The 20,228-nt window shown below is 72.9% G+C and carries 19 protein-coding genes; 2 read left to right on the top strand and 17 right to left on the bottom strand.

The window, feature by feature from the left end; translation table 11 throughout:
- Positions 1 to 830 precede the first annotated feature (830 nt).
- Positions 831 to 1,307: a MarR family transcriptional regulator gene (locus tag AB0B33_RS13545; RefSeq protein ID WP_360770678.1), complete on the bottom strand. Its 477-nt coding sequence runs from the start codon at positions 1,305 to 1,307 to the stop codon at positions 831 to 833.
- Positions 1,308 to 1,346: 39 nt separating this feature from the next.
- Here AB0B33_RS13545 and AB0B33_RS13540 point away from each other — a divergent pair, with 39 nt between their 5' ends.
- The gene (locus tag AB0B33_RS13540) at positions 1,347 to 2,792 is read left to right on the top strand and encodes a phenylacetate--CoA ligase family protein (protein ID WP_360770675.1); all 1,446 of its coding nucleotides are present in this window, start codon (positions 1,347 to 1,349) and stop codon (positions 2,790 to 2,792) included.
- Here AB0B33_RS13540 and AB0B33_RS13535 read toward each other — a convergent pair.
- The 3 genes from AB0B33_RS13535 to AB0B33_RS13525 form a co-directional block, all read right to left on the bottom strand.
- Positions 2,789 to 5,356, bottom strand: a complete 2,568-nt coding sequence (locus AB0B33_RS13535) for a hypothetical protein (protein WP_360770672.1) — start codon at positions 5,354 to 5,356, stop codon at positions 2,789 to 2,791. The two genes, AB0B33_RS13540 and AB0B33_RS13535, sit on opposite strands and share 4 nt — an antisense overlap.
- Before the next feature lie 46 nt (positions 5,357 to 5,402).
- Positions 5,403 to 5,711: a DUF4326 domain-containing protein gene (locus tag AB0B33_RS13530; protein WP_247023015.1), complete on the bottom strand. Its 309-nt coding sequence runs from the start codon at positions 5,709 to 5,711 to the stop codon at positions 5,403 to 5,405.
- 67 nt (positions 5,712 to 5,778) lie between these two features.
- Positions 5,779 to 6,714, bottom strand: a complete 936-nt coding sequence (locus AB0B33_RS13525) for an aminoglycoside phosphotransferase family protein (RefSeq protein ID WP_360770670.1) — start codon at positions 6,712 to 6,714, stop codon at positions 5,779 to 5,781.
- 234 nt (positions 6,715 to 6,948) lie between these two features.
- Between AB0B33_RS13525 and AB0B33_RS13520 the strand changes: the two genes are divergently transcribed.
- On the top strand, positions 6,949 to 7,332 hold the full coding sequence (locus AB0B33_RS13520; RefSeq protein WP_360770667.1) for an STAS domain-containing protein: 384 nt from the start codon (positions 6,949 to 6,951) through the stop codon (positions 7,330 to 7,332).
- Positions 7,333 to 7,336: 4 nt separating this feature from the next.
- Here the strand turns inward: AB0B33_RS13520 and AB0B33_RS13515 are convergent, their stop codons facing one another.
- The 13 genes from AB0B33_RS13515 to AB0B33_RS13455 form a co-directional block, all read right to left on the bottom strand.
- Positions 7,337 to 7,717: a response regulator transcription factor gene (locus tag AB0B33_RS13515; RefSeq protein ID WP_360770664.1), complete on the bottom strand. Its 381-nt coding sequence runs from the start codon at positions 7,715 to 7,717 to the stop codon at positions 7,337 to 7,339.
- Entirely contained in the window at positions 7,714 to 9,135 is a 1,422-nt protein-coding gene (locus AB0B33_RS13510) for a PAS domain S-box protein (RefSeq protein WP_360770661.1), read from the bottom strand. The genes AB0B33_RS13515 and AB0B33_RS13510 overlap by 4 nt, the downstream gene beginning before the upstream one ends.
- A 52-nt stretch (positions 9,136 to 9,187) precedes the next feature.
- Positions 9,188 to 9,586, bottom strand: coding sequence for an ATP-binding protein (locus AB0B33_RS13505; RefSeq protein ID WP_360770658.1), 399 nt, complete (start codon positions 9,584 to 9,586; stop codon positions 9,188 to 9,190).
- A gap of 72 nt (positions 9,587 to 9,658) precedes the next feature.
- Positions 9,659 to 10,303 (bottom strand): response regulator transcription factor, encoded by a 645-nt coding sequence (locus AB0B33_RS13500; RefSeq protein ID WP_360770656.1) that lies wholly within the window; start codon positions 10,301 to 10,303, stop codon positions 9,659 to 9,661.
- A gap of 68 nt (positions 10,304 to 10,371) precedes the next feature.
- On the bottom strand, positions 10,372 to 10,836 hold the full coding sequence (locus tag AB0B33_RS13495) for a DUF6292 family protein (protein WP_247023008.1): 465 nt from the start codon (positions 10,834 to 10,836) through the stop codon (positions 10,372 to 10,374).
- Positions 10,837 to 10,891: 55 nt separating this feature from the next.
- On the bottom strand, positions 10,892 to 11,590 hold the full coding sequence (locus AB0B33_RS13490) for an RraA family protein (protein WP_360770653.1): 699 nt from the start codon (positions 11,588 to 11,590) through the stop codon (positions 10,892 to 10,894).
- A gap of 13 nt (positions 11,591 to 11,603) precedes the next feature.
- Positions 11,604 to 11,942, bottom strand: a complete 339-nt coding sequence (gene cutA, locus AB0B33_RS13485; RefSeq protein WP_360770650.1) for a divalent-cation tolerance protein CutA — start codon at positions 11,940 to 11,942, stop codon at positions 11,604 to 11,606.
- Between the two features lie 9 nt (positions 11,943 to 11,951).
- Positions 11,952 to 13,130: an MFS transporter gene (locus tag AB0B33_RS13480; protein ID WP_360770647.1), complete on the bottom strand. Its 1,179-nt coding sequence runs from the start codon at positions 13,128 to 13,130 to the stop codon at positions 11,952 to 11,954.
- Positions 13,131 to 13,646: 516 nt separating this feature from the next.
- Positions 13,647 to 15,176: an Hsp70 family protein gene (locus AB0B33_RS13475; RefSeq protein WP_360770644.1), complete on the bottom strand. Its 1,530-nt coding sequence runs from the start codon at positions 15,174 to 15,176 to the stop codon at positions 13,647 to 13,649.
- Between the two features lies 1 nt (position 15,177).
- Positions 15,178 to 16,377, bottom strand: a complete 1,200-nt coding sequence (locus AB0B33_RS13470) for a hypothetical protein (RefSeq protein ID WP_360770641.1) — start codon at positions 16,375 to 16,377, stop codon at positions 15,178 to 15,180.
- Positions 16,374 to 17,849, bottom strand: a complete 1,476-nt coding sequence (locus AB0B33_RS13465) for a dynamin family protein (protein WP_360770638.1) — start codon at positions 17,847 to 17,849, stop codon at positions 16,374 to 16,376. Before AB0B33_RS13465 ends, AB0B33_RS13470 begins: the two co-directional genes overlap by 4 nt.
- Entirely contained in the window at positions 17,846 to 19,684 is a 1,839-nt protein-coding gene (locus tag AB0B33_RS13460; RefSeq protein WP_360770635.1) for a dynamin family protein, read from the bottom strand. Before AB0B33_RS13460 ends, AB0B33_RS13465 begins: the two co-directional genes overlap by 4 nt.
- Positions 19,685 to 19,712: 28 nt before the next feature.
- On the bottom strand, positions 19,713 to 20,228 hold a 516-nt coding region (locus AB0B33_RS13455), incomplete at its 5' end, for a glycoprotein (protein ID WP_360770632.1).

The raw sequence follows: 20,228 nt of genomic DNA, 5'->3' as shown, positions 1-20,228 counted from the left end.
ACGTGTGCCGCTGGCAAAACCACACCAGCAGCCACCGGACCAGCCGAGCCGGCAGCCTGCGCCCCTGGCTCAACCAATGAGGAAGCCACAGGCCCCGCCGACCGGGCACCCCGCGGCCCCGGCTCAACCACCGAGGCAGCCGCGGGCCCCGCCGAGCGAGCGGGCTGCCCTGCGCGCTCGACCACCGACGAAACCACGCCGCCAGCCACCGACCCTGCCGAGCGGGTGACCTGCGCGCCAGCCTCGGGCGCGCGCACAACCTTCGCCGCCGCCTCGACCACCGGCGGAACCGCCGGGCCAGCCAGGGGCGCGGCCTGTGAGGCCGGTCCCGCTGAGCGCGAGAGGTGCGCCGCCGGAGCGGCTGGGCGCGCGGTCCGCGCCACCAAGTCGGGCAAGACCTTCGCCGCCGAAGGTGGAGCGGGCAAATGCGCATCCCGCGCCGCCGAACGCACCACCTGCGTGACCGCCCCGAGCCCACCCGGGCCATCCCCCGCCGAAGCACCCGGCGTCGCCGCTGAAGCGTCGCCCGAAGTCAGCCACAGGATCAGCCACAAGCCCACAGCCGTGCCGGCCACCAGCAGTAGCCGGCGCGTGGCTACCGAGGCGGCGCCGGCCACGTCGTGAGCCCGGGTCACGTCGGCGAACCTCCAGATGCGAATGCGCTGGCATGGGACGTACCCTTCAACGTTCCGCATCACACCCGTGCTACGCGCCGCTTGTCGCTTCCACTCGTCCGGACTAATCCGGAAGTGTCAGCAAGCCTGAGTAAAGACTCCACTCGGCCCTCAGCGATCGTCCGGTCGCCACAAAGATGTGCGTCCGAAACCGAATCAGCTTTCCTGAGAGCGACGGACGTCCGACAGCGCTCCCAGCGCCGTCACCCCGTGCTGCAGCCCCTCGCGGAACGTCGCACGCTGCCCGGGACTGAGGTCGGCCAGCAGCGCGTGCTCCACCTCGCCGACCGCGGGGGCGCAGCCGGCCAGCAGGGACTGGCCCGCGTCCGTCAGGCCGGCCAGCAGGACGCGCTTGTTGCCCGCCTTCGGGGTCCGCGCGATCAGCCCGCGCTTCTCCAGCGCCAGCACCATCTCGTGCATCGTCTGCGGCCGCAGGAACGAGCGGCGGGCCAGCTGCGCCGACGACAGCGGGCCGCTCGCCTGCAGCACGGTCAGCGCCGTGTACTGCAGCGTCGTGAGCCCCAGCGGGCGCAGCGCGTCGTCGAGCAGCGCCCTGATCACCAATTCGAGCCGTTTGACCAGGTAGAGGGTCAACGGCGCGCCGGCGGGGTGCTGCTCCGCGGAGGTGCTCACGCGCTCATCATGACACGCACCGGCCGCTATGCTCCGATCATGGACCTCGGTCGGCAGACCCGCGTGCGGCAGGCGTTCGACACCTTCTTCGCGCCCCCGGAACCGGCCGCCGGGCAGCACGTCCTCGAGCTCTTCCGCCGCACCGCCGAAACCGTGCCCGCGTACCGGAAGTTCCTGGAAGAACACGGCATCGCACCCGAAGCCGTCACGACGATAGCCGCCTTCATGACTCTCCCGCTCGTCGACAAGGCGGGCTACCACCGGAAGTACCCGCTGCCCGAGCTGTGCCGCGGCGGGACCTTCGACGGCAACGACATGATCGCCGTCTCCTCCGGTTCCAGCGGCCACCCCACCATCTGGCCGCGCGCGCTCGAAGACGAACTGCACGTCGCCCGCCGCTTCGAACAGGTGCTCGTCGACGGCTTCCACGCCGACCGCAAGAGGACTCTCGCCGTCGTCTGCTTCCCGCTCGGGACCTGGGTCGGCGGCCTCTTCACCACGGCGTGCGTGCGGCACCTCGCCGCCAAGGGCTGTCCGGTCACCGTCGTCGCGCCCGGCAACAACAAGGCCGAAATCCTGCGCGTGCTCCCCGAGCTCGCGCCGCACTTCGAGCAGGTCGTTCTCCTCGGCTACCCGCCGTTCGTCAAGGACGTCGTCGACACCGGCCTGGCCGAAGGCGTCGACTGGCCCGCCTACGCGATCAAGCTGGTCCTCGCCGGCGAGGTCTTCAGCGAGCAGTGGCGCGACCTCGTCGCCCGGCGCGCCGGCGTCGCCGACCCCGTCACCGACATCGCCTCGCTCTACGGCACGGCGGACGCGGGCGTGCTCGGCACCGAAACGCCGGTGTCCGTGGGCATCCGCCGGTTCTTCGCCGGCCACCCGGACCTCGCTCGCGACGTCTTCGGCGACGCCCGGCTCCCCACCCTCGTGCAGTACGACCCGGCGAGCCGCTTCTTCGAGGTGCACGACGGCACGCTCGTCTTCAGCGCCGACGGCGGGATCCCGCTGATCCGCTACCACATCGCCGACGACGGCGGGGTCCTGCCGCACGCCGAGCTGCTCGCCTACTGCGCCCGCCACGGCTTCACGCCGCCACCCGGGCCGGAGCTGCCGTTCGTCTACGTGTTCGGCCGCTCGCTGTTCACGGTGTCGTTCTTCGGCGCGAACGTCTACCCGGAGAACGTCACGGTCGGCCTGGAGCAGCCGGGCATCAGCGACACCGTCACCGGCAAGTTCGTCATCGAGTCGGTCGAGGACGCCGACCGCGACCGGCGGCTGCGGATCACCGTCGAGACGGCTCCGGGCGCGAGTGCCGACGCGGGCCGGATCGCGGAATCCATACGCGCGCAACTGGTCCGACTCAACAGCGAGTTCGCGCACTACGTCCCGGCGGAGCGGCAGCTGCCCGACGTCGTGCTGCGCCCGGCCGGGGATCCCGAGTACTTCCCGGTCGGGGTGAAGCACCGCTACACGCGGCCGTCCTAGGGCCGCGCGAGCTTGCGGAACCGCTCACGCCGCTCGCCGGCGGACGAACCGTCGGCGATGTCGTCGTCGAACCACGAGCACAGCGCCGCCCACAGCTGGGCGCGCGCGGCGTAGTCGTCCTCCGCTACCAAAGTGTGCTCGAGTTCGGCGATGTCGGCGACCAGCTGGTCGAGGCGCTGGTCGCACAGGCGCACGTATTCGCGGACGACGACGTTCGCGTCCAGCCCGGTCTTCCCGCGCCGGCCCGCCGCGCCGCGCAGCTGGGCGTGCAGGCGTTCCTCGCTGTAGAGCGGGAAACCCGAGATCGACCCCGGGTAGCCGGACTCGGCCGACCACTCGCGGAACGCGCAGATCGCCTGGTAGCGCGTGTACCAGTCCTGTTTCCCGGTGGCCAGCGCGGTCAGCTTCCGCCAGGCGTCGCGGTCCGCGGCGCGCCGGCGGTCGACGGTCCGGCTGTCCGGTGCCGGCTCCTCGGACCGCGTCCGCCAGAAGTGCGCGCGGCAGCCCGCGATCTCGGCGACCAGCTGCCGGACGTAGCTGACCTGCTCCCACACGTGGGCGCGCTGCGGGCGCAACGGCGCCGCGCGGTCCGGGGAGAAGGTGACCATCTCGAAGACGCGGAACAGTTCGTGCCCGCGCAGCGCGGCGAGGTCGGGGTCCTCCCCCATCACCCACGAACGGCGCTCGGGGAGCCGCCCGCTGTGGCTGATCGTCGCCGCCTGGTAGAGCTCGCGCACCGCGCGCCGGGCCACTTCGTCGCGCGCTTCGCCTTCCAGGCGGGGATTCCGGGCGCGGTCGCGCAGGTCGCGTTCGCCGCGGGGGCCGACTTCGAGCATCGCGACGGCGTACACGCTCGCCGCGTTGTAGCACTCCTCCCACGAACTGCGCGGCCCGGCGGCCTCGACGGTGGCGTCGAGCGCCCGCGGGTCCGGCGGCCAGCGCCGGTCCGGGCAGACGTCGGCCAGCCGGACGCGGCTGCCGGGGTAGGCGGGCTGCGGTTCGGGGACGGCGCCGGTGACCGGCTCGATGTCCGCCATCGCCCGGCGCAGCACCGCCCACACCAGGGACAGGTCGAGCGCGCGGTTGGTCAGCTGCTGCCAGCTGCGACGCCAGCGCCTGCCGAACCGGCGGTAGTCCTCGACGAGCCGTTCGATTTCGTACTGCGAGAGCGCGCCCAGGTAGGACCGCATTTCCGCGGCGCGCTGGTTGTACTCGGCCAGCTGTGCCGGGGTCGCCTCCTGGACGACGAGCTCCTCGACGGGCACGCGCAGCACGCGCCGGTGCAGCGCCAGCCGCTTCTCGCGCGGGATCGCGTACCGCTGCGTCCGGACGTCGAGGTCGACGTAGCGGCGGAAGCGCAGCTCGATCGCGGCCCGCAGTTCGGTGCGGCGCTGCGCCCGCGCATCACCCGGGACGCCCGCGGTGGTGCGCCGCACCCACCAGGAGCCGGCCACGGAATCGCCGTGCCCGAGCACGAGCGCGTGCCGGTAGCGGGCGATGAGCAGGGCGACTTCGCGGCCGCGAGTGTCGCGCCGGGGCTGGCGCGCGAAGTCGGGGCCGATCCACCAGCGGGCCAGCGTCGGGTGGCCCCGGCTGCAGACGGTGATCACGTCGTCGTACGTGGCGAGCGCGTCGAGGTGGAGGTCGAGCTGCTCCTGGAGCGCGGCGATCTCGAGTCTGATGTAGACGTTCGCCGGATCGAGGCTGACCGCGCGGTAGTACTCGGCGAGGGCTTCGTCGTAACGGCGGTAGGTGATGAAGTGGTTGCCGCGCTGGTAGGCGTCGAAGAGTTCGTAGGGGATCTTCGCGTCGCGCCAAGCGGCCCAGTGGATGTTCGTGCGGACGTACGCGCTGCGCGGGATGACCAGCGCGGCCACGGCGTTCGCCGCGCGGTGCAGCACGCGCGCCCAGTTCTCGTCCTCGATGACGAGCGGGCTCGCGGCGAAGCGCGGGACGCGGACGAGCTCGAGGATGAGCTGGTAGCGGCCGCTCGTGTTGCCCGGCCGGATGGTGCCGCTGACGGTGAACGCGGCGGGTGGCTGCGCGAGCCGGATCAGCTTCGTCGCGGCCTTCCACCAGCCGTCGGCGGAGTCGCCGGCGTGCTCGACGATCTGGATGAAGTCGTACGAGCTGCCGACGCCCGGCACCGGGGTCGGCGTGTAGAGGCGCGAATCGTTGAGGAACCGCTTGAAGGTGGCGGTCAGTTCGACGGCGGAGTCGATCTCGCGGTCGTGGCTGCCTTCGGGCCGTTCGTCGGCGAAGAGCCGGATGTCGATCTGGTTGGCCCGGTAGGCGGCGGCTTCGAGCCGCGCTTTGCCGACGAAGTACAGCGTCAGCACGACGGAGACGAGCACGACGGAGGTCTGCAGGACGGTCCAGGTGATGACGCTCGCGACCTTCGGGTCGCGGACGAAGGTCCAGGTCTGGAAGAACGGCAGGTACGGCACGACGGCGAACCCGGCGGCGACGAGCCCTGCCGCCCCGGCCGCCAGCCACCACCTGATCCGGTGGGTCTCGGGCAGTTCGGCCTCGTCGAAGCCCCCGTGCCGCCGCGCGGACACCATCGATCACCCCCTCGTGTCAGGTTACTCGCGGAGGGGGTGCGTTTCGTTACCCCCCGTGATCCGCGAGTTCGGCGATGACCTGGGCGTGACACGGTTCGGGGACGCACCAGCACCCGAGGCGGCGGCCGCGGAGCCCGGGCAGCAGGGCGAGCAGATCCGGCCGCGACAGCAGGTGCTCGCGGTACTGGGCGACGACGTCTTCGCGCGAGCCGTCCGGACCGGGCCGGAAGGGACTGGCGAGCTTCGAGCCTTCGAGGTGCCAGCCGCCGCGGTGCATGGCCCGCCCGACGTAGACGACGTCGGCGTACTCCGGATCGTCCCGGTGCCCCTTCAGGTTGACGACCGTGGTGGGCATGCGACCTCCCTGGGTGGCTTCGCGGCTGGTCTCGCACGTCGCCGGTGGTTCGGCAGCCGGGCCGTGGTCACCGGACCTCGGCCGCGCGATGCCGGACCGCCGGCATCCGATGATCCGCCACCAGCTCGTCCAGCCGGCGCCGGGCCCGGGCCGCGGTGGGGCCGGTCAGCTCCGCGCGGGTGGGCAGCACCGCGGTCAGCCCCCAGCCGCGGCCGCGGGCCCACGTGGCGTCGTCGATGTCCAGCTCCGCGCGGAACTCCCGTCGTTCCGCCGCGGACAGCACCGACCACGCGACGATCAGGTCGCACGCCGGGTCGCCGACCGCGAGCGTGCCGAAGTCGATCACCGCGCTCACCCGGCCTTCGCGGGCCAGCAGGTTGCCCGGGGCCGGGTCGCCGTGGATCCACACCGGCGGGCCGGCCCATGGCGGTGCCGCGCGGGCCGCTTCCCAGACCGCCGCCACCGCGTCGAGGTCGATCAGTCCCGCCAGGGCCTCGATCCGCGGGGCGAGGCGGGCGGGGGCGATCGCCGAGTCGCGCTCGTCGGTCATGGCCACCCCGCGGAAACCGTTGCTCCACTGGGGTTGCGGGCCGCCGGTGGCGTCGATCCGCTGCAGCGCGGCGAAGAACCCCGCCAGCTCGCCCGCCGTGCCGGTGTCCGGGTCGACCGCGTCGCCGGGCAGCCAGCGCAGGACCGACCACGGGAACGGGTAGCCCGCTCCCGGTCTTCCTTCGGCGAGCGGAACCGGGACCGGCAGCGGCAGGTGCGGCGCCAGCTTCGGCAGCCACTCCTGTTCCCGCGCCACCTGCCCGGTCCAGCGCGCGTACCGCGGCAGCCGCACGGACAGCTCCGGGCCGAGCCGGTAGGTCGCGTTGTCCACGCCCTGCGACGGCGCCGGCTCGAGCGGGAGGTGCGCCCACCGCGGGAACTGCGTGTCGATCAGCTGCCGGACGACCGGCAGCGTGATGGTGGCTTCACCGGAAGACAGGTCACCCGTGCCCAAGGCACTCCCCCACGTCGGCGGTCGGTCGCGGCCCATCACACCGCGTGACGACCACGCTGTCCACCGGTTTATGGCTGGTGGCCCCTTCTAGTGCAGATGCACTATGCTGGGGGTTCACGGTTGAGCCGTCAGCCGCTGCCGGACGTTCCCGCGCTCCGGGCCGGCAGGCTGCCTTTGGCATCCCGTCCCGAACGTCCGGTTCGCCCCCGCTGCCCGAGGAAAGGGTGTGCCGCGATGGTTCCCGAACCACGCTCGGCCGACCACGAGCTCGTCGGCCGGTTGACGGTCGGCGGCCACATGTCCGTGCGCGTGCGCCACCCCGCCGCGCGCACCGTCTTCGTCGAGGTGTCCGGCGAAGTCGACCTCGGCACCGCGCGGAAATTGGACGAAGTCCTCCAGTCCCGCGTCCACGTGCCGGTCGAAGAGGTCGTCATCGACCTCTCCGGGGTCACGTTCTTCTCCGTCGCCGGCCTGAACTCCCTGCTGCGGGCTCAGCTGCTCGCCGACGCGACCGGCGCGCGCCTCAGCGTCGAAGCGGGGCCGTCGCGCGCCGTGCGGCGGTTGTTCACGCTGCTCCCGACGGACTTCGACAGCGTCGCGGCGAACGTCCGGCCGTGACCGCTCACGCCGACGGCGGACGGCCCAGCCGCCGGACGGCCTCGACGATCGCCGTGTTGGGCGCGCCCTTCACCAGGTACTCCGTGACGCCGGCCGCCGCGAGCCCCGCGATCGAAGCCCGGTCGGCGTAGGCGGAGAACGCCAGGATCGCCGTGCCCGGGCTGCACCGGGCGATCTCCCGCGCCGCCCGCGCGCCGCCCCCGCCCGGCATCCGGACGTCGAGGACGGCGACCGCGGGCCGGTGCCGCTCGGCGAGCCGGATCGCCTCGTCGGCGTCGGCCGCCACCGCCACCACGGCGATGTCGGGCTCTTCCTCGAGGACCTCCTTCAGGACGTCGCGGATCATCACGTCGTCGTCGGAGATCAGCACCCGCAGCTCGGTCATGGTTGGAGTCCCGTCACGTCGGGCAGCTTCGGCAACCAGCACTCCACGGTCGTGCCCTGTCCGGGCGTGCTCGTCACCGAAAGCCAGCCGTGCGCCGCCTCGGCCCGTTCGTACATCTCGACCAGCCCGAAGTGACCCGCGCCCGCCTCGCCCGCGGCCGCGCCGATCCCGTCGTCGGTGATCCGCAACCGGGTTCCGTTGTCCACTGTGGACAGCGTGACGTCGATCCGGGTGGCCCGGGCGTGCTTGTGGACGTTGCTGAGCGCTTCCTGGCAGATCCGGTAGGCGGTGGTCGCCGCTTCCGGGGACGGCTCGTCGGTGAGCTCGTCACGCACCGAGTGCGCCAGTTCCCACCGGCCCGCGACCTCCTCGACGTAGGCCGAGATCGCTTCGACGAGCCCGTGGTGGTCGAGCTCGGGTGGCCGCAGCCGGGACACCAGGCCGCGCAGCCGGGCGATGGCGGCCTGCACGGACTCGTCGAGCCCGCCGACGGCGGCCGCGGCCGGTTCCGGCAGCCGGGAAGCGAGCAGCTGCAGGCGCATGCCGACGGCGACCATGGACTGGATCGACTCGTCGTGGACGTCCCAGGCGATCCGGCGCCGCTCCACCTCCTGGGCCTCCACGAGGTGCCCGACCAGCCGGCCGCGGTCCCGCAGGGCCTGCTCGGCGTTGCGGCGCTCGGTCATGTCGCGGGTGACCTTGCCGAAGCCCTGCAGCCGGCCCCGGTCGTCCAGCAGCGCGGTGATCACCACGTTGGCCCAGAACCGGGTGCCGTCCTTGCGGACCCGCCACCCCTCGTCTTCGAGCCGCCCCTCCGCGGCCGCCACCTCCAGTTCCCAGGCCGGTTTTCCGGCGGCCACGTCTTCGGCGGGGTAGAACACCGAAAAGTGCTGCCCGATGATCTCCTCCGCCCGGTAGCCCTTGATCCGCTCGGCGCCGGCGTTCCAGCTCGAAATCCGCCCCTGCGGGTCCAGCACGAAAATCGCGTAGTCGACCACGCTCTGCACGAGCAGGCGGAACCGTTCTTCGCTTTCCCGCAGGGCGACTTCGGCCGCCCGGCGGTCCGACACGTCGCGGGTGACCTTCCCGAAACCCTTCAATTCACCCCGATCGTCGTACAGCGCTGTGATCATCACGTTCGCCCAGAACCGGGTGCCGTCCTCGCGGATCCGCCACCCCTCGTCCTCCAGCCGCCCCTCCGCGGCCGCGACCTCCAGCTCCTTGGCCGGTTTCCCGGCCGCGACGTCCTCCGGCGGGTAGAACACCGAAAAGTGCTGTCCGATGATCTCCTCCGCCCGGTAGCCCTTGATCCGCTCCGCCCCCGCGTTCCAGCTCGAAATCCGCCCCTGCCGGTCCAGCATGAAGATCGCGTAGTCGAGCACCCCCTGCACCAGCAAGCGGAACCGGTCGTCGTCCATGCCGCAACTCTGCCGGATCGCCGCCCGCCCGGCACGGCGCGGCCTGCGGCGCTCACCCGGCGAGTTCGGCCGAAGCCGCTGGCAGCGCGCACCAGACGACCTTCCCGCGGCCGTGGCGCGCGGTCCCCCACGCGGAGGAGAGCCGCTCGACGAGGGTGAGGCCCCAGCCGCCGTCCGCACCCGCGGGCCGGCGCACGGGTGGCGCCGGATCGTCGTCGAAGACCTCGATGCGGAGCTGCCCGCCGGCCAGCGCCAGCCGCAGGAGCGGGCGGCCGACGCCGTGGCACAGCGCGTTGGTCACGAGCTCGGTGACGAGCAGCTGCGCGTCGTCGACGGCGGTGCCGCTCGCCCACGCGCGCAGCGTCAGCCGGGTGAACCGGCGCACGAGGGCCAGTCCGCCCGCCGAGCCGGTCACGGCGCACTCCGCGGTGAGGGGGGCATGGACGTCCACGCCCTCCAGCCTCGTCGACCGCGCGGGCCCGCACGAGATGCAAACCCGTCCTCCGCGGTTAGTGCAGCTGCATCAGCCGATGAGCCCTTCCCGGCGGGCCACGGCGACGGCTTCGAGCTTCGAGCGCGCCCCGAGCTTTTCCAGCACGCGCTGGACGTGGTTGCGGGTGGTGTTGCGGGACACGCCGAGCCGCAGGGCTATCTCGTCGGTGGTCGCGCCTTCGGCGAGCAGGTCGAGGGTTTCGCGCTCACGCGCGGTCAGGGCCGTACCGACCGCGGGGACGCGGCCGGTGAGCCGGTCGAAGACACCGGGCAGCAGGTCCGGCTCGAAGACCACGGCGCCGGCGGCCACGTCCCGGACGGCGGACTCCAGCACGCCCAGCTGCGACGACTTGAACAGCAGCCCGGCACCGCCCGCCTTCGCCACCTGAGCGGCGATCGCCGGCGTCGCGTCGCCGGTCAGCACCAGGACGCGGGCACCGCCGGCCGCGAGGTCGGCGATGACGCCGAGCGCGTCGCCGTCGGACAGGCGCCGGTCCAGCAGCACGACGTCCGGGTGGTGCTCGCGGGCGTCCGCCAGTGCCTCCGTCCGAGAGCGGGCGCGGCCGACGACGGTGATCCCGTCGGCGCGGTCGAGGGCCTGCTGCAACGCCTCCGCCACCATGTCGTGGTCCTCCACGAGGAGGACGCGGACGGGGTGGGGCGCATCGGCGGTCACGGGCTTCCTTCGGGGGGACGGGGTTCGGCCGCCTCATCCTAGGTGCCCGGGGCGGTCGCGTCCTGTGATCACCAAGTAGCGGAGCTCGGCCGCAGCAGTCCTTCCGGGCCGGTGACCGGCAGCCGGTCGACGAGGTCCTCGTGGTGCCCGGCCCGCCGGAACACCGGCGGCGGGAACGCGGCTGCGGGTGGCCCGGCGACCCGCAGCGCTTCGAGGAACCCGGCGACCGCACGCGGCGGCGGCACGACGTCGGCGCCGCCGAGGTAGCCGAGCACCTTCCCGGTGCCACCGCTCGCGGGTTCGATCTCCGCCGCCCAGCCGTGCACCTCGTCCCAGATCAGGGCCAGGTCGTGCGCGGGCAGGTCCGGGAGCGTGCGGTCGAGGGCGACGTACCCGGAGCTGGGCACGTCGAGGTCGAGCGAACACGACTCGAACCCGACGCCGACGGCGCGGGCGACCCGGGCCAGGTAGGTCCGCAACCCGCGCGCGAAGTGGTATTCGATGTCCTTGCCGAAGCCGATGAGCGCGTTCATGGTCCCGCCTCCCGGCCCGGGTTACCCCGTCGGGTGAACGATCACACTTTCGTGGTCACTCTTCGATCGCACCGCCGACGGCCCGCAGGTGCGCGCGGAACGTCAGGCCCGGATCCGCTTCCCGCGCGGCGAGGAATTCGGCGAAGCGCACCTGCTCCCGCAGCGGCTCGCCACCCCGGATCCGGTCGGCCTGGCGGCGTTCGGTGTCGCGGATCGCCTCGGCGAGCGCGAACAGCTCCTCGGCGCGGTCGAGCGGGACGAACAGGACGCCGTCGTCGTCACCCAGCACGAGGTCCGACGGCCCGATCCGCCAGGTCCCGACGATCGCTTCGGCCAGCCCGCCGTCGACGCGCGGGCCGAGGTTGAGCGGGCCGGTCGGGAGGGACCCGAGGCTGAACACCGGGAGCCCGATGGCCCGGATGTCCGCGGTGTCGCGGTGCAGGCCCCAGATCAGCACCCCGGACAATCCGGCGGCACCAGCCTCGAGCACCACGAGGTCACCGACGCAGGCCTCGTCGAGGCGGCCGCCGTTGTCGACGACCAGCACACCGCCGTCCGCAGCGGTCTCGAAGGCTTCCAGGAAGACGTCGACGCTGCCGACGTGCCGGGCCGGGACGGCCGGCCCGAACAGGCGGCCGCCGGGCACCACCGCGCGCGTCGCCGCCGGGGCGCAGCGCACCGGCAGCCCGGCGCGGATGCAGGCGTCGGCGAGGTGGGCGGTGGTCAGCGTCGCGAAGCGCCGGCTCAGTTCCATTCCCTGACTTTAGTCAGGAACCCGGGTCCTGGCCACGGGTTTCGGCGGTCAGCCAGGCGAGGTATTCGGCGCTGCCGCCGACGATCGGCGTGGCGACTACCTCCGGCAGGTCGTAGCCGTGCAGTTGTCGCAGGCGTTCGGTCAGCGCGGGGACGAGGGCGGCGGTCGTCTTGATCTCGACGCGCCATTCCTGATCCGTTTGCACGGCTCCTTCCCAGCGGTAGACGCTGGTGATCGGGCCGACGACCTGGGCGCACGCCCCCAGCCGTCCCGCCACCGCCTGGGTGGCGAGTTCCCGCGCCGCCGCTTCCGAGTCCGCCGTGGACGTCACGATCACGTGCTCCGCCGCCATGCCGCGAGGTTACCGGCGCAGGCGCCGCATCGCGGCGGCACCGAGCGCGGGCCCGACCGCGAGCACGGGCACGGCGGCCCGCCACCCGACGGCGTCGGCCAGGAGCGGCAGCAGCTGGATCGTGCCGGCGCTGAGCAGGAACCCGAACGCCGTCATGGCGGTGAGCGCGGTCCCGACGTACCGCGGATCGGCGGTCTCGGCGAGCGCGGCGGAGAACTGCCCGGAGTCGGCGATCACGGCGACGCCCCAGACCAGCAGGAGGACGGTCCCGGCGATGGCGGCGGAGAGCACGGCGCAGCCGGCGCTGACGACCATGGCCCCCATCGCGACGACTGCCCGGCCGCACCGGTCCGAGAGCGCGCCGCCGAGCAGGCACCCGGCCGCTCCGCAGACGCCGATGACGACGAAGGCGGTCACCCCGCTGGGCCTCCCGGTCGCGGCGAGGTAGGCGGGCAGCCACGCCCACAGCGCGTAGAGCTCCCACATGTGCCCGAAGTAGCCGAGGCACACCAGCCGTTGCCGCCGGTCGGCCACCATCCGCAGCAGGTACCGCGGGCGCCACGGCGGTGACGGCGCGCGTTCCGGGCCCTCGCGGACGAAGAGGACCGACACGGCCGCGCCGATCGTCGCCAGCGCGGCGGCGCAGAGGAGGACGGCCCGCCAGTCGAGCGGTGCGAGGAGGTTCGGCAGCGCCGAGCCGACGGTCAGGGCGGCGAGGAGTGCACCCAACGCGAGCCCGCGCTTCCGGGGGAACCACGACACGACGACCTTCATGCCGACCGGGTAGACCCCGGCCAGCGCGAAGCCGGTGGCGAACCGGAGGGGGACGACGAGCCCGTGCGCACTCCACGGCAGGACGGCGGTGGCGAGCGCGGCAAGCACCGCGCCGGCCGCGATGAGCGTGTGAGGAGGGATCCGGTCGGCGAGGTTCAGTGCGGCGGAGACGACGGCGCCACCGGCGAACCCGACTTGGACGGCGGCGGTCAGCAGGATGGCGTGTTCGCGAGAGAGCCCCCATTCGGCACGCAGCGCGGGGACGACGGCGGAGGCGGAGAACCAGACGCTCATGGCGCAGACCTGCACGGTGGCGAGGAGCGCGAGCTGCCAGGCCGCGGTGGAGGGTCGCGGCGGTGCGGACCGGAGGAAGATCACCCGGTCCAGTTGCGGGTGGCGAGAGGTGCTGGTCAACGGCGGGATGCGGGACTTCACTCCATGGGCTGGAAAATCTCTCACATCCTGGGCGGGGGAAGGCTGGGCAAGGTCGCAAAGCCCCGACTGGAGGCGGCGGGTTGTCCGGCCGGGCCGCCGCGATCCGATCGCCACAAGGCACCGATGCGGGCCGCACGCAGCAAATCGCCAGGCCCAGCGCCGACGGCGGACCGCCCCGCCGGCCGCCGCGCTTCGATCGCCACAAGGCACCGGTCCGGACCGCACGCAGCAAATCGCCAGGCCCAGCGCCGACGGCGGGCCACCCGGCCGGCCGCCGCGATCCGATCGCCACAACCAAGACACCGGTGCGGGCCACACGCAGCAAGCCGCCAAGCCCGGCGCCGAGCCTGGCACCGGCCAGGCCCGGCGTTGGCTGCGGATCGCCCTGCGCGCCTGCCGTGCCTGCGTGCCTGCCTGCCCGCCTGCGTGCGTACGTGCCCCTGCGTGCGAGCCCGCCTGCCGGGTCGCCGCAGCCAAGCCGCGGGGCGGGTGGGCTCAGGTTGTCGGGGTCGCGGTCGTTGTCGGGGTCGTGGTTGTCGTCGGCGTCGTCGTCTTGGTCGGTGTGGTCGTCCTCGGCGGGGTCTTCCGGCGCGTCGTGGCCGCCGGGTTCGTGTGTGGCGGCGCTGCCGTCGCGTGCGTCGTCTGCGGCGTCTCCGCGGGTGGCAGCGTCACCAGCGACGCCGTGTCGCTCGCCGGGCTGGTCGACGGTGGTGGGGTGCTTCCCGACGGGCCGCCGCCCGAACTGCTGACCGCCACCGCCACCCCGCCGATCGCCACCACCGCTACCGCGCACAGGCCCACCACCACGCCGCGGCGGGAGGCTCGGCGGCCGGGGCCGGCGGGCTTCCCGCGTCCCAGCGCCGGCGGCGGTGCGCCCGCGCCGAACTCGGGCACGGCCATCGCACGAGTTTCCTCGCGGGGCGAAGGAACTACGGGCGCCGGGGCCGGAGGCTGGACCACGGCCGACCGGCCCGAAGCCAGGGCCGCCGCGCCCAAGGCGACGCCGTACTTCGGGTGGATGTCCACCGCCGTCGGGCGGCCGAGCTCCGCCGAAACCAGCTGGGACACCAACGGGATCCGGGACGAGCCGCCGACCAGCAGGACCGTGCCGAGGTCGGCCGGGCGCAGGTTCGCCGAACGCAGTGCGCGGTGCAGCGAACCCAGCGTCGCCGTGATGGACGGGCGGATCATCTCCTCGAACTCGCCGCGGGTCAGGCGGACCTCCGTCTGCACCGACGGCAGCAGCACCGGAACAGCCACTTCCGTGTCCGCCGACAGGGCTTCCTTCGCCAGCACGCATTCCTGCCGCAGCCGCACGACCGCCGCCACCGCGCCCGGGTCGTCCGGGTCGATCTGCGACAGCCGGCCCTCCAGCGCCCGGTCGACGTGGCCGAACACCGCTTCGTCGAAGTCGACCCCGCCCAGGCCCTCGATGCCTTCGGGCGTGCCGAGGATTTCGAAACCCCCGTTGCGCTTCCGCAGCACCGTCGCGTCGAACGTGCCACCGCCGAGGTCGTACACCGCGACGACGGCACCCTCCTCGAGCCGCTCCTGGGCCGCGTAGTGCGCCGCCGCGGCTTCGGGCTCGGTGATCAGGCCGACGTGGTCGATCCCGGTCAGCTTCGGGACCTGCGCGAACAATTCCCGCTTGTACGGTCCCCAGTTCGCCGGGTGCGTCAGCGTGATCCGGTCCGGACGACCGCCCTGCTGGCCGGCGACCGTCCGGACCACGTAGCCGAGCAGGTGCGCCATCAGCGACGCCACCGAGTGCGGCGCGCCGCCGAGCAGCACCGGCGTCGGATCGCCCAGGCGCCGCTTGAACTCCCGCGTCACGCGGTCGGGTTCGACGGCCGCGCGCCGGCTCGCCGCGTCGCCGACCAGCACGCTGCCGTCTGGCCGCAGCAGCACCACCGACGGGATGGCCGCCGTGCGGTCGCCGAGTGACACCATTTCGACGTGGCCGGCCCGGTCGACGGCGGCGGCCGTGAAGGTCGTGCCGAGGTCGATGCCCAGTCCGTAGCCCATTTCAGCCTCCGCCGTCAGCGTGCGCGTGGTCGAGGACCACGTGTTCGTCAGGAACCGGTTCACCCGGGTGGTCTTCGTGCAAGTCGTCTTCGTGTGCCTGGTCCTCGTGCCGCACGGGCGGCTCCACCGGCGGCGGGCCGGGCGGCTCCTCCGCCACCGGCACGGGATCCGGGTCGGGGTGCCGCGGCGGCTCGAACGGGTGCTCCGCCGCCGCGGGGTGCGCGTGGCCGCCCGTGACTTCGCCGGCGTCGTGGTGCGCCGGTTCGCGTTCGGCGGCGAAGCTGTGCCGCGGGACCGGGTGCTCCGCAAGGGAGACCGAGGCCGCCAGCGTGGTCTCGGCGGCCGCCGGTGCGGCGTCCACTGTGGACGGCGTCCTGGCGAACGTCACGACCGGCGGGGGCGGTGTCCCGGGCAGCGTGGGCGCCGGTGCGGTGACCTGCGCGGTCACCGTGACCCCGCGTCCCTTGTCCGTGACCACCTCGGTCTGGTGGATGGCCGGCCCGGCCGGCTCGCCGAACGGGTCGTCGGCTTTCGCCTGCTCCTCCACGGTGATCCCGACCTCGATCCCGGGCGGCCCGGCCTCGGCTTCGTCGAGGACGACGGTCTCCTCCTGGAACACCTCGATGTCGCCGTGCCCCGGCGCGTCGGGGGTGAGCTCGTAGCTCAGCGAACCCTCGTGCTCGACGGTGATCGAGCCGTCCGGGTTCTCGTGGATCACGATGCCGGCGTCCTGGACGACGTCGATGTCCGTGTCCCCGGGAGTCCCGTCGCCGGGCACGACGAGGTGCTGGTGGTCGGTGTAGACCTCGTCGCGGCCGTGGTTGTGCACCACGAACCGCTCGGTCGCGTCGATGACGAAGTTGCCGAACTCGTCCTCGTGGACCTCGATCTGCTCGAACTCCTCGACGGTGGGCAGGTCCGCCAGCGGCACGCCGTCGGCGGTTTCCGGGTGCCATACGGTCCCGGTCTGCGCCTCGACGTGGCCGTCTTCGCCGCGGGTGACCGTGCTGGTCTCCACTTCGGGGACGTACTCGTGCGCGGGGACGTCGTGCGCGGTCTCCGCGGCGACGGGCTGCGACGCGGGTGGCGGGGGCGGCTGCGGAGCACCGGAGGTGAGCGCGTTCCCGACCACTTCCGACGCGACGGCGCCGGCGGCGGCCGTGACGGCCTTCCTGATCTTGCCCTTCGGCTGGTCGGTCACGACAAGACCTCCGCCCTGGCTTCGCTGAGCAGGATTCCTTCGCACGTGCGGACGAGGACGCGTGCCGCGTCGCGGACGTCGCGCGGGGAAGCGGGGTGCTCGGCGCGCCGCTGCCACCTCAGCAGCTGCGCGCCGAGCGCCTGCCGGATCGCGGTGCGGCCCGCGTCCCCCGGGAGCCCCAGCCGGCTCGGCACGTCGACCCCGGTCGCGCCGAGCAGGCGTTCCGCGTCGCGGGCCTCGTCGGTGGTGAACAGCACGACGCCGAGCCGGATCGAGTCGATCAGCTGGATCTCGGCGAACTCGTGCGCCCCGGCGACGATCCGCTCCCATTCGTGCAGCAGGCCGCCGGTGCGGTCCGGGTAGGCGCGCAGCACGTGTTCCGCCGCCTGCAGCGCCGACCGCGCCTTGAGCACGTCGGCCCGCGCGGCGAACTGCGTCGTCAGCAGCGATCGGAGGCGGTGCAGACCGCTGCGGGCCAGCAGCTCGCCCGACAACGCCCGCGCGCCCGTCACCAGCTCGTCGCGGACCAGCTCGACCGCCAGCCGCACGCCGAACAGGCCGTAGCGGGCGAGGAGCTCGGCGCGTTCGGCCGGCGGGACGTCCACATCGGACTCACCCGCGGCGAACCGGTCGGCCGACGTCAGCAGCCGCGCCACTTCGGCCTCCGGCGCGGCCGCGAGCCGCCGGAACGCGCGGAACTCGGACTCCTTGAGCGTCGCGGCGGAGCTGGCCAGCAGGCCGGCCACCGGGACCACCGTCTGGCAGAGCCCGCGCACGCGCGAGTCGCGGGCGTAGCGGGCGGCGATCTTCGCCGCCGAGTCGAGCGCGTCGGGCCGGGCGTGCCCGACTTCGTCGGCCCGCGCCAGGACGCCGATGGTGTTCACCGGGCGCCGCTGGGCCGGGTCGTCGTGGAAGGCGTCGAGGAAGCGGACGTCGTCGCCGTGCACGTGGCGCATCAGGTACACCACGGCGTCCGCGGTGCCCACGCCGTCGCCCTCGGGCACGAGCGCCGCTTCGGTGCGCCCGGAGACCTCCGCGCGGGCCGATCCCAGTCCGGGCGTGTCGATCAGCGTCATCGCGCGCAGGGCGGGCGACGGCCAGTCGACGACGAGCCGGTCCACGTCGTCGGGCGCCATGCCGAGTTCGAGGCCGAGGGTGCCGGACAGCCGGCCGAAGGGCAGCTGGCGCGGCATCCCGCGGACGGGGTGCAGCACGATCCGGTAGGTCGGGCCGTTGCGGTACCAGGTGACGACCCGGGTGCACTCCCCCGCGTCGGTCGCCGCGAGCTCCTGCCCGACGAGCGCGTTGAGCAGGGTGGACTTGCCGGCCTTGACCCGCCCGGCGATCGCGACCCGCAGCGGTTCGGCGAGCCGGCCGGCGATCTGCCGCAGCTGCGGTTCGGCGGGCGTACCCGCGTAACCGGCGCACGCGCGGGCGACGAACCCGCGGACCTGGAGGTAGAGGGGGGTCATCTGGCCACCGCCTTGGGCTTGGGCGCGCTGCGGACGGTGAGCTCCTCGGCGCGCCGGCCGAGCACCTCGAGGGCTTCGATGTCGGCTTCGAGCCGCTTGAGCTCGGCCGCTTCGGTGTCGACGTCGACGACGGCCTTCTTCGCGTTCGCCAGCGCTTCGGTGAGGGACCGCTGGAGTTCTTCGACGCGCGCGCTGTAGGCGTCGCGGAGTTCTCTTTGGACGGTCCGCATCGCGTCGCGGGAATCCTTGCCGACCTGGAGGTTGAACTCGTCGACGAACCGGCGCACCGCCGTCTTGGCCAGGCCGCGGCGTTTTTCCAGCTGCCGCTTGCGTTCGTCGAGGAAGCCGGAGCGGCCCATGAGCAGGCCGGCCGCCACCCCGAACGGCGTCGGGATGGCCAATGCGGCCATCTTGGTGAGCATGGAGAACATCAGGAAGCCGCTGTAGGCCTTCTGGAACGCGGCCATCCCGGTGGTACCGCGGGTCTTGACGCCGGTGAAGGACGCGTCGATGTCGATCTCCTCGACCACCCGGACCGGCGCCTGGATCTCGCGCGGCAGCACGGCTTGGGATTCAGCGAGCTCGAAGTGGTCGGCGACGCGGCCGGCCAGCAGCCTGGCCTGTTTGACGAAGGTCGCGTAGTTCTCGAGCGTCTCGTTCGCCAGGCGCTGCCGCAGCCACTTCTCGAACTCGGACCAGTTTTTGGCCGGGTCACCGTCCTCGATGGCCTCTTCGGCTTCGTGCAACACCCCTCGGGAGCGGGCGCGCAGGTCGTAGTCCACATCGGACGAAATGTCGGAGAAGCCGTCGAAGAGGAGCTGCTGCCACTTGGCGGACTGGCTGCGCAGCGCGTCGACGCGGTCGTTGACGCGCCCGAGCTCCGCGACGAGCGCGGCGGACTGCTCGGGGTGCGCGAGCGCGGTGCGGCGGGCGCGCAGGGTGGCGTGCAGCTGCCCGACCGCGGACCCGACGTGCAGGCCGATGGCGTTGAGCGCCGACCGCTCGGCGTCCCCGACCACGCCCTGCAGGCACTTGACCAGCTGCGGGAAGCCGGACTCGACGTTCAGCTCCTGATCGGCCGAGCGGGCGGCGACGGTGCGCAGCTCCGAGGAGACGGCGACGGTGTCGATGCTGATGCCGCACGCCGCGAGGTGGCCGGCGTTGAGGTCGAGGATGCGGCGCCACTGCGGGTAGAGGTCGATCTTGGTGAGGACGAAGAAGACGCTCGGGCAGAGTTCCTTCACCGTCCGGAGGAACCGCAGCTCGGCGGCGGTGAGTTCCTGAGAGGCGTCCGAAAGGAACAGGACGGCGTGCGCCCGCGGGAGCGAGCTGACCGTGACGGCGTTGTGCAGCGAGCCGAGGCCGCCGACGCCGGGGGTGTCGACCAGCACCAGCCCGCCGGACAGCAGCTGGCGGCTGATCGACGCGGTGACGGACTTGAGTTTCCGCAGGTTGCCGGGATTCCCGGCTTCGCTGACGTGGGACGGAAGGTCTTCGAGGGAGATCCGCTCGGTCCACGGCGGCGACGACGGATCGGCCGGCTCGTAGGTCGCCAGAGCCCCGGACTCCGGCGCGAACCGGACGACCGTCGGCACCGCGGTCGCGATGTCGTCGTCGACCGGGCAGATCTTGGCGGTCAGCAGCGCGTTGATGAGCGAACTCTTGCCCTGCTTGAATTCCCCGACGACGTAGACGGTGACGTCCGGTTCGGACAGCAGGCGCCGGGCGTCGGTGAGGCGCCGGACGAGATCGTCCCGCCCGTAGGCCGTCGCGCCCTTGACCGCGAGGTCGAGGGCGTCGAGAGCGATGCGCCCCCCGCCACTCGGCTCCTGCATGACCGCTCCTCGTGCTTACCGCGCCGGCTCAGTAGTGCTCGACGTCGTGGTGGTGGTCGGCGTGGTGGTCGTGGTCGTGACCACCGTGGTGGTGCTCCTCGTGGCCGCGGTCGTGGTGCTCGGTGGCGGCCTGCTCGTTGAACTGGTTCCCGCCGTGGTGGCCCTGGGCCTGCTCGTTCTGGAAGATGTTGCCGTGGCCGCCGGTGGAGGCCTGCTCGTTGAACTGGTTGCCGCCGTGGCCGGAGCCCTGCTGGTTCTGGAAGATGTTGCCGCCGTGACCGCCGGTCGAGGCCTGTTCGTTGAACTGGTTGCCGCCGTGACCGCCGGAGCCCTGCTCGTTCTGGAAGATGCTCCCGTGACCGCCCGTGGAGGCCTGCTCGTTGAACTGGTTGCTCCCGTGACCGCCCGAGCCCTGCTCGTTCTGGAAGATGCTCCCGTGACCGCCCGTCGAGGCCTGCTCGTTGAACTGGTTGCTCCCGTGACCGCCCGAGCCCTGCTCGTTCTGGAAGATGCTCCCGTGACCGCCCGTCGAGGCCTGCTCGTT

Origin of the sequence: Amycolatopsis sp. NPDC049159 (genome assembly GCF_040648295.1) — a bacterium.
GTDB classification, from domain to species: domain Bacteria; phylum Actinomycetota; class Actinomycetes; order Mycobacteriales; family Pseudonocardiaceae; genus Amycolatopsis; species Amycolatopsis pretoriensis_A.
Note: the sequence above shows the minus strand (reverse complement) of the source record. Positions and strands in the feature narration are given on the sequence as shown.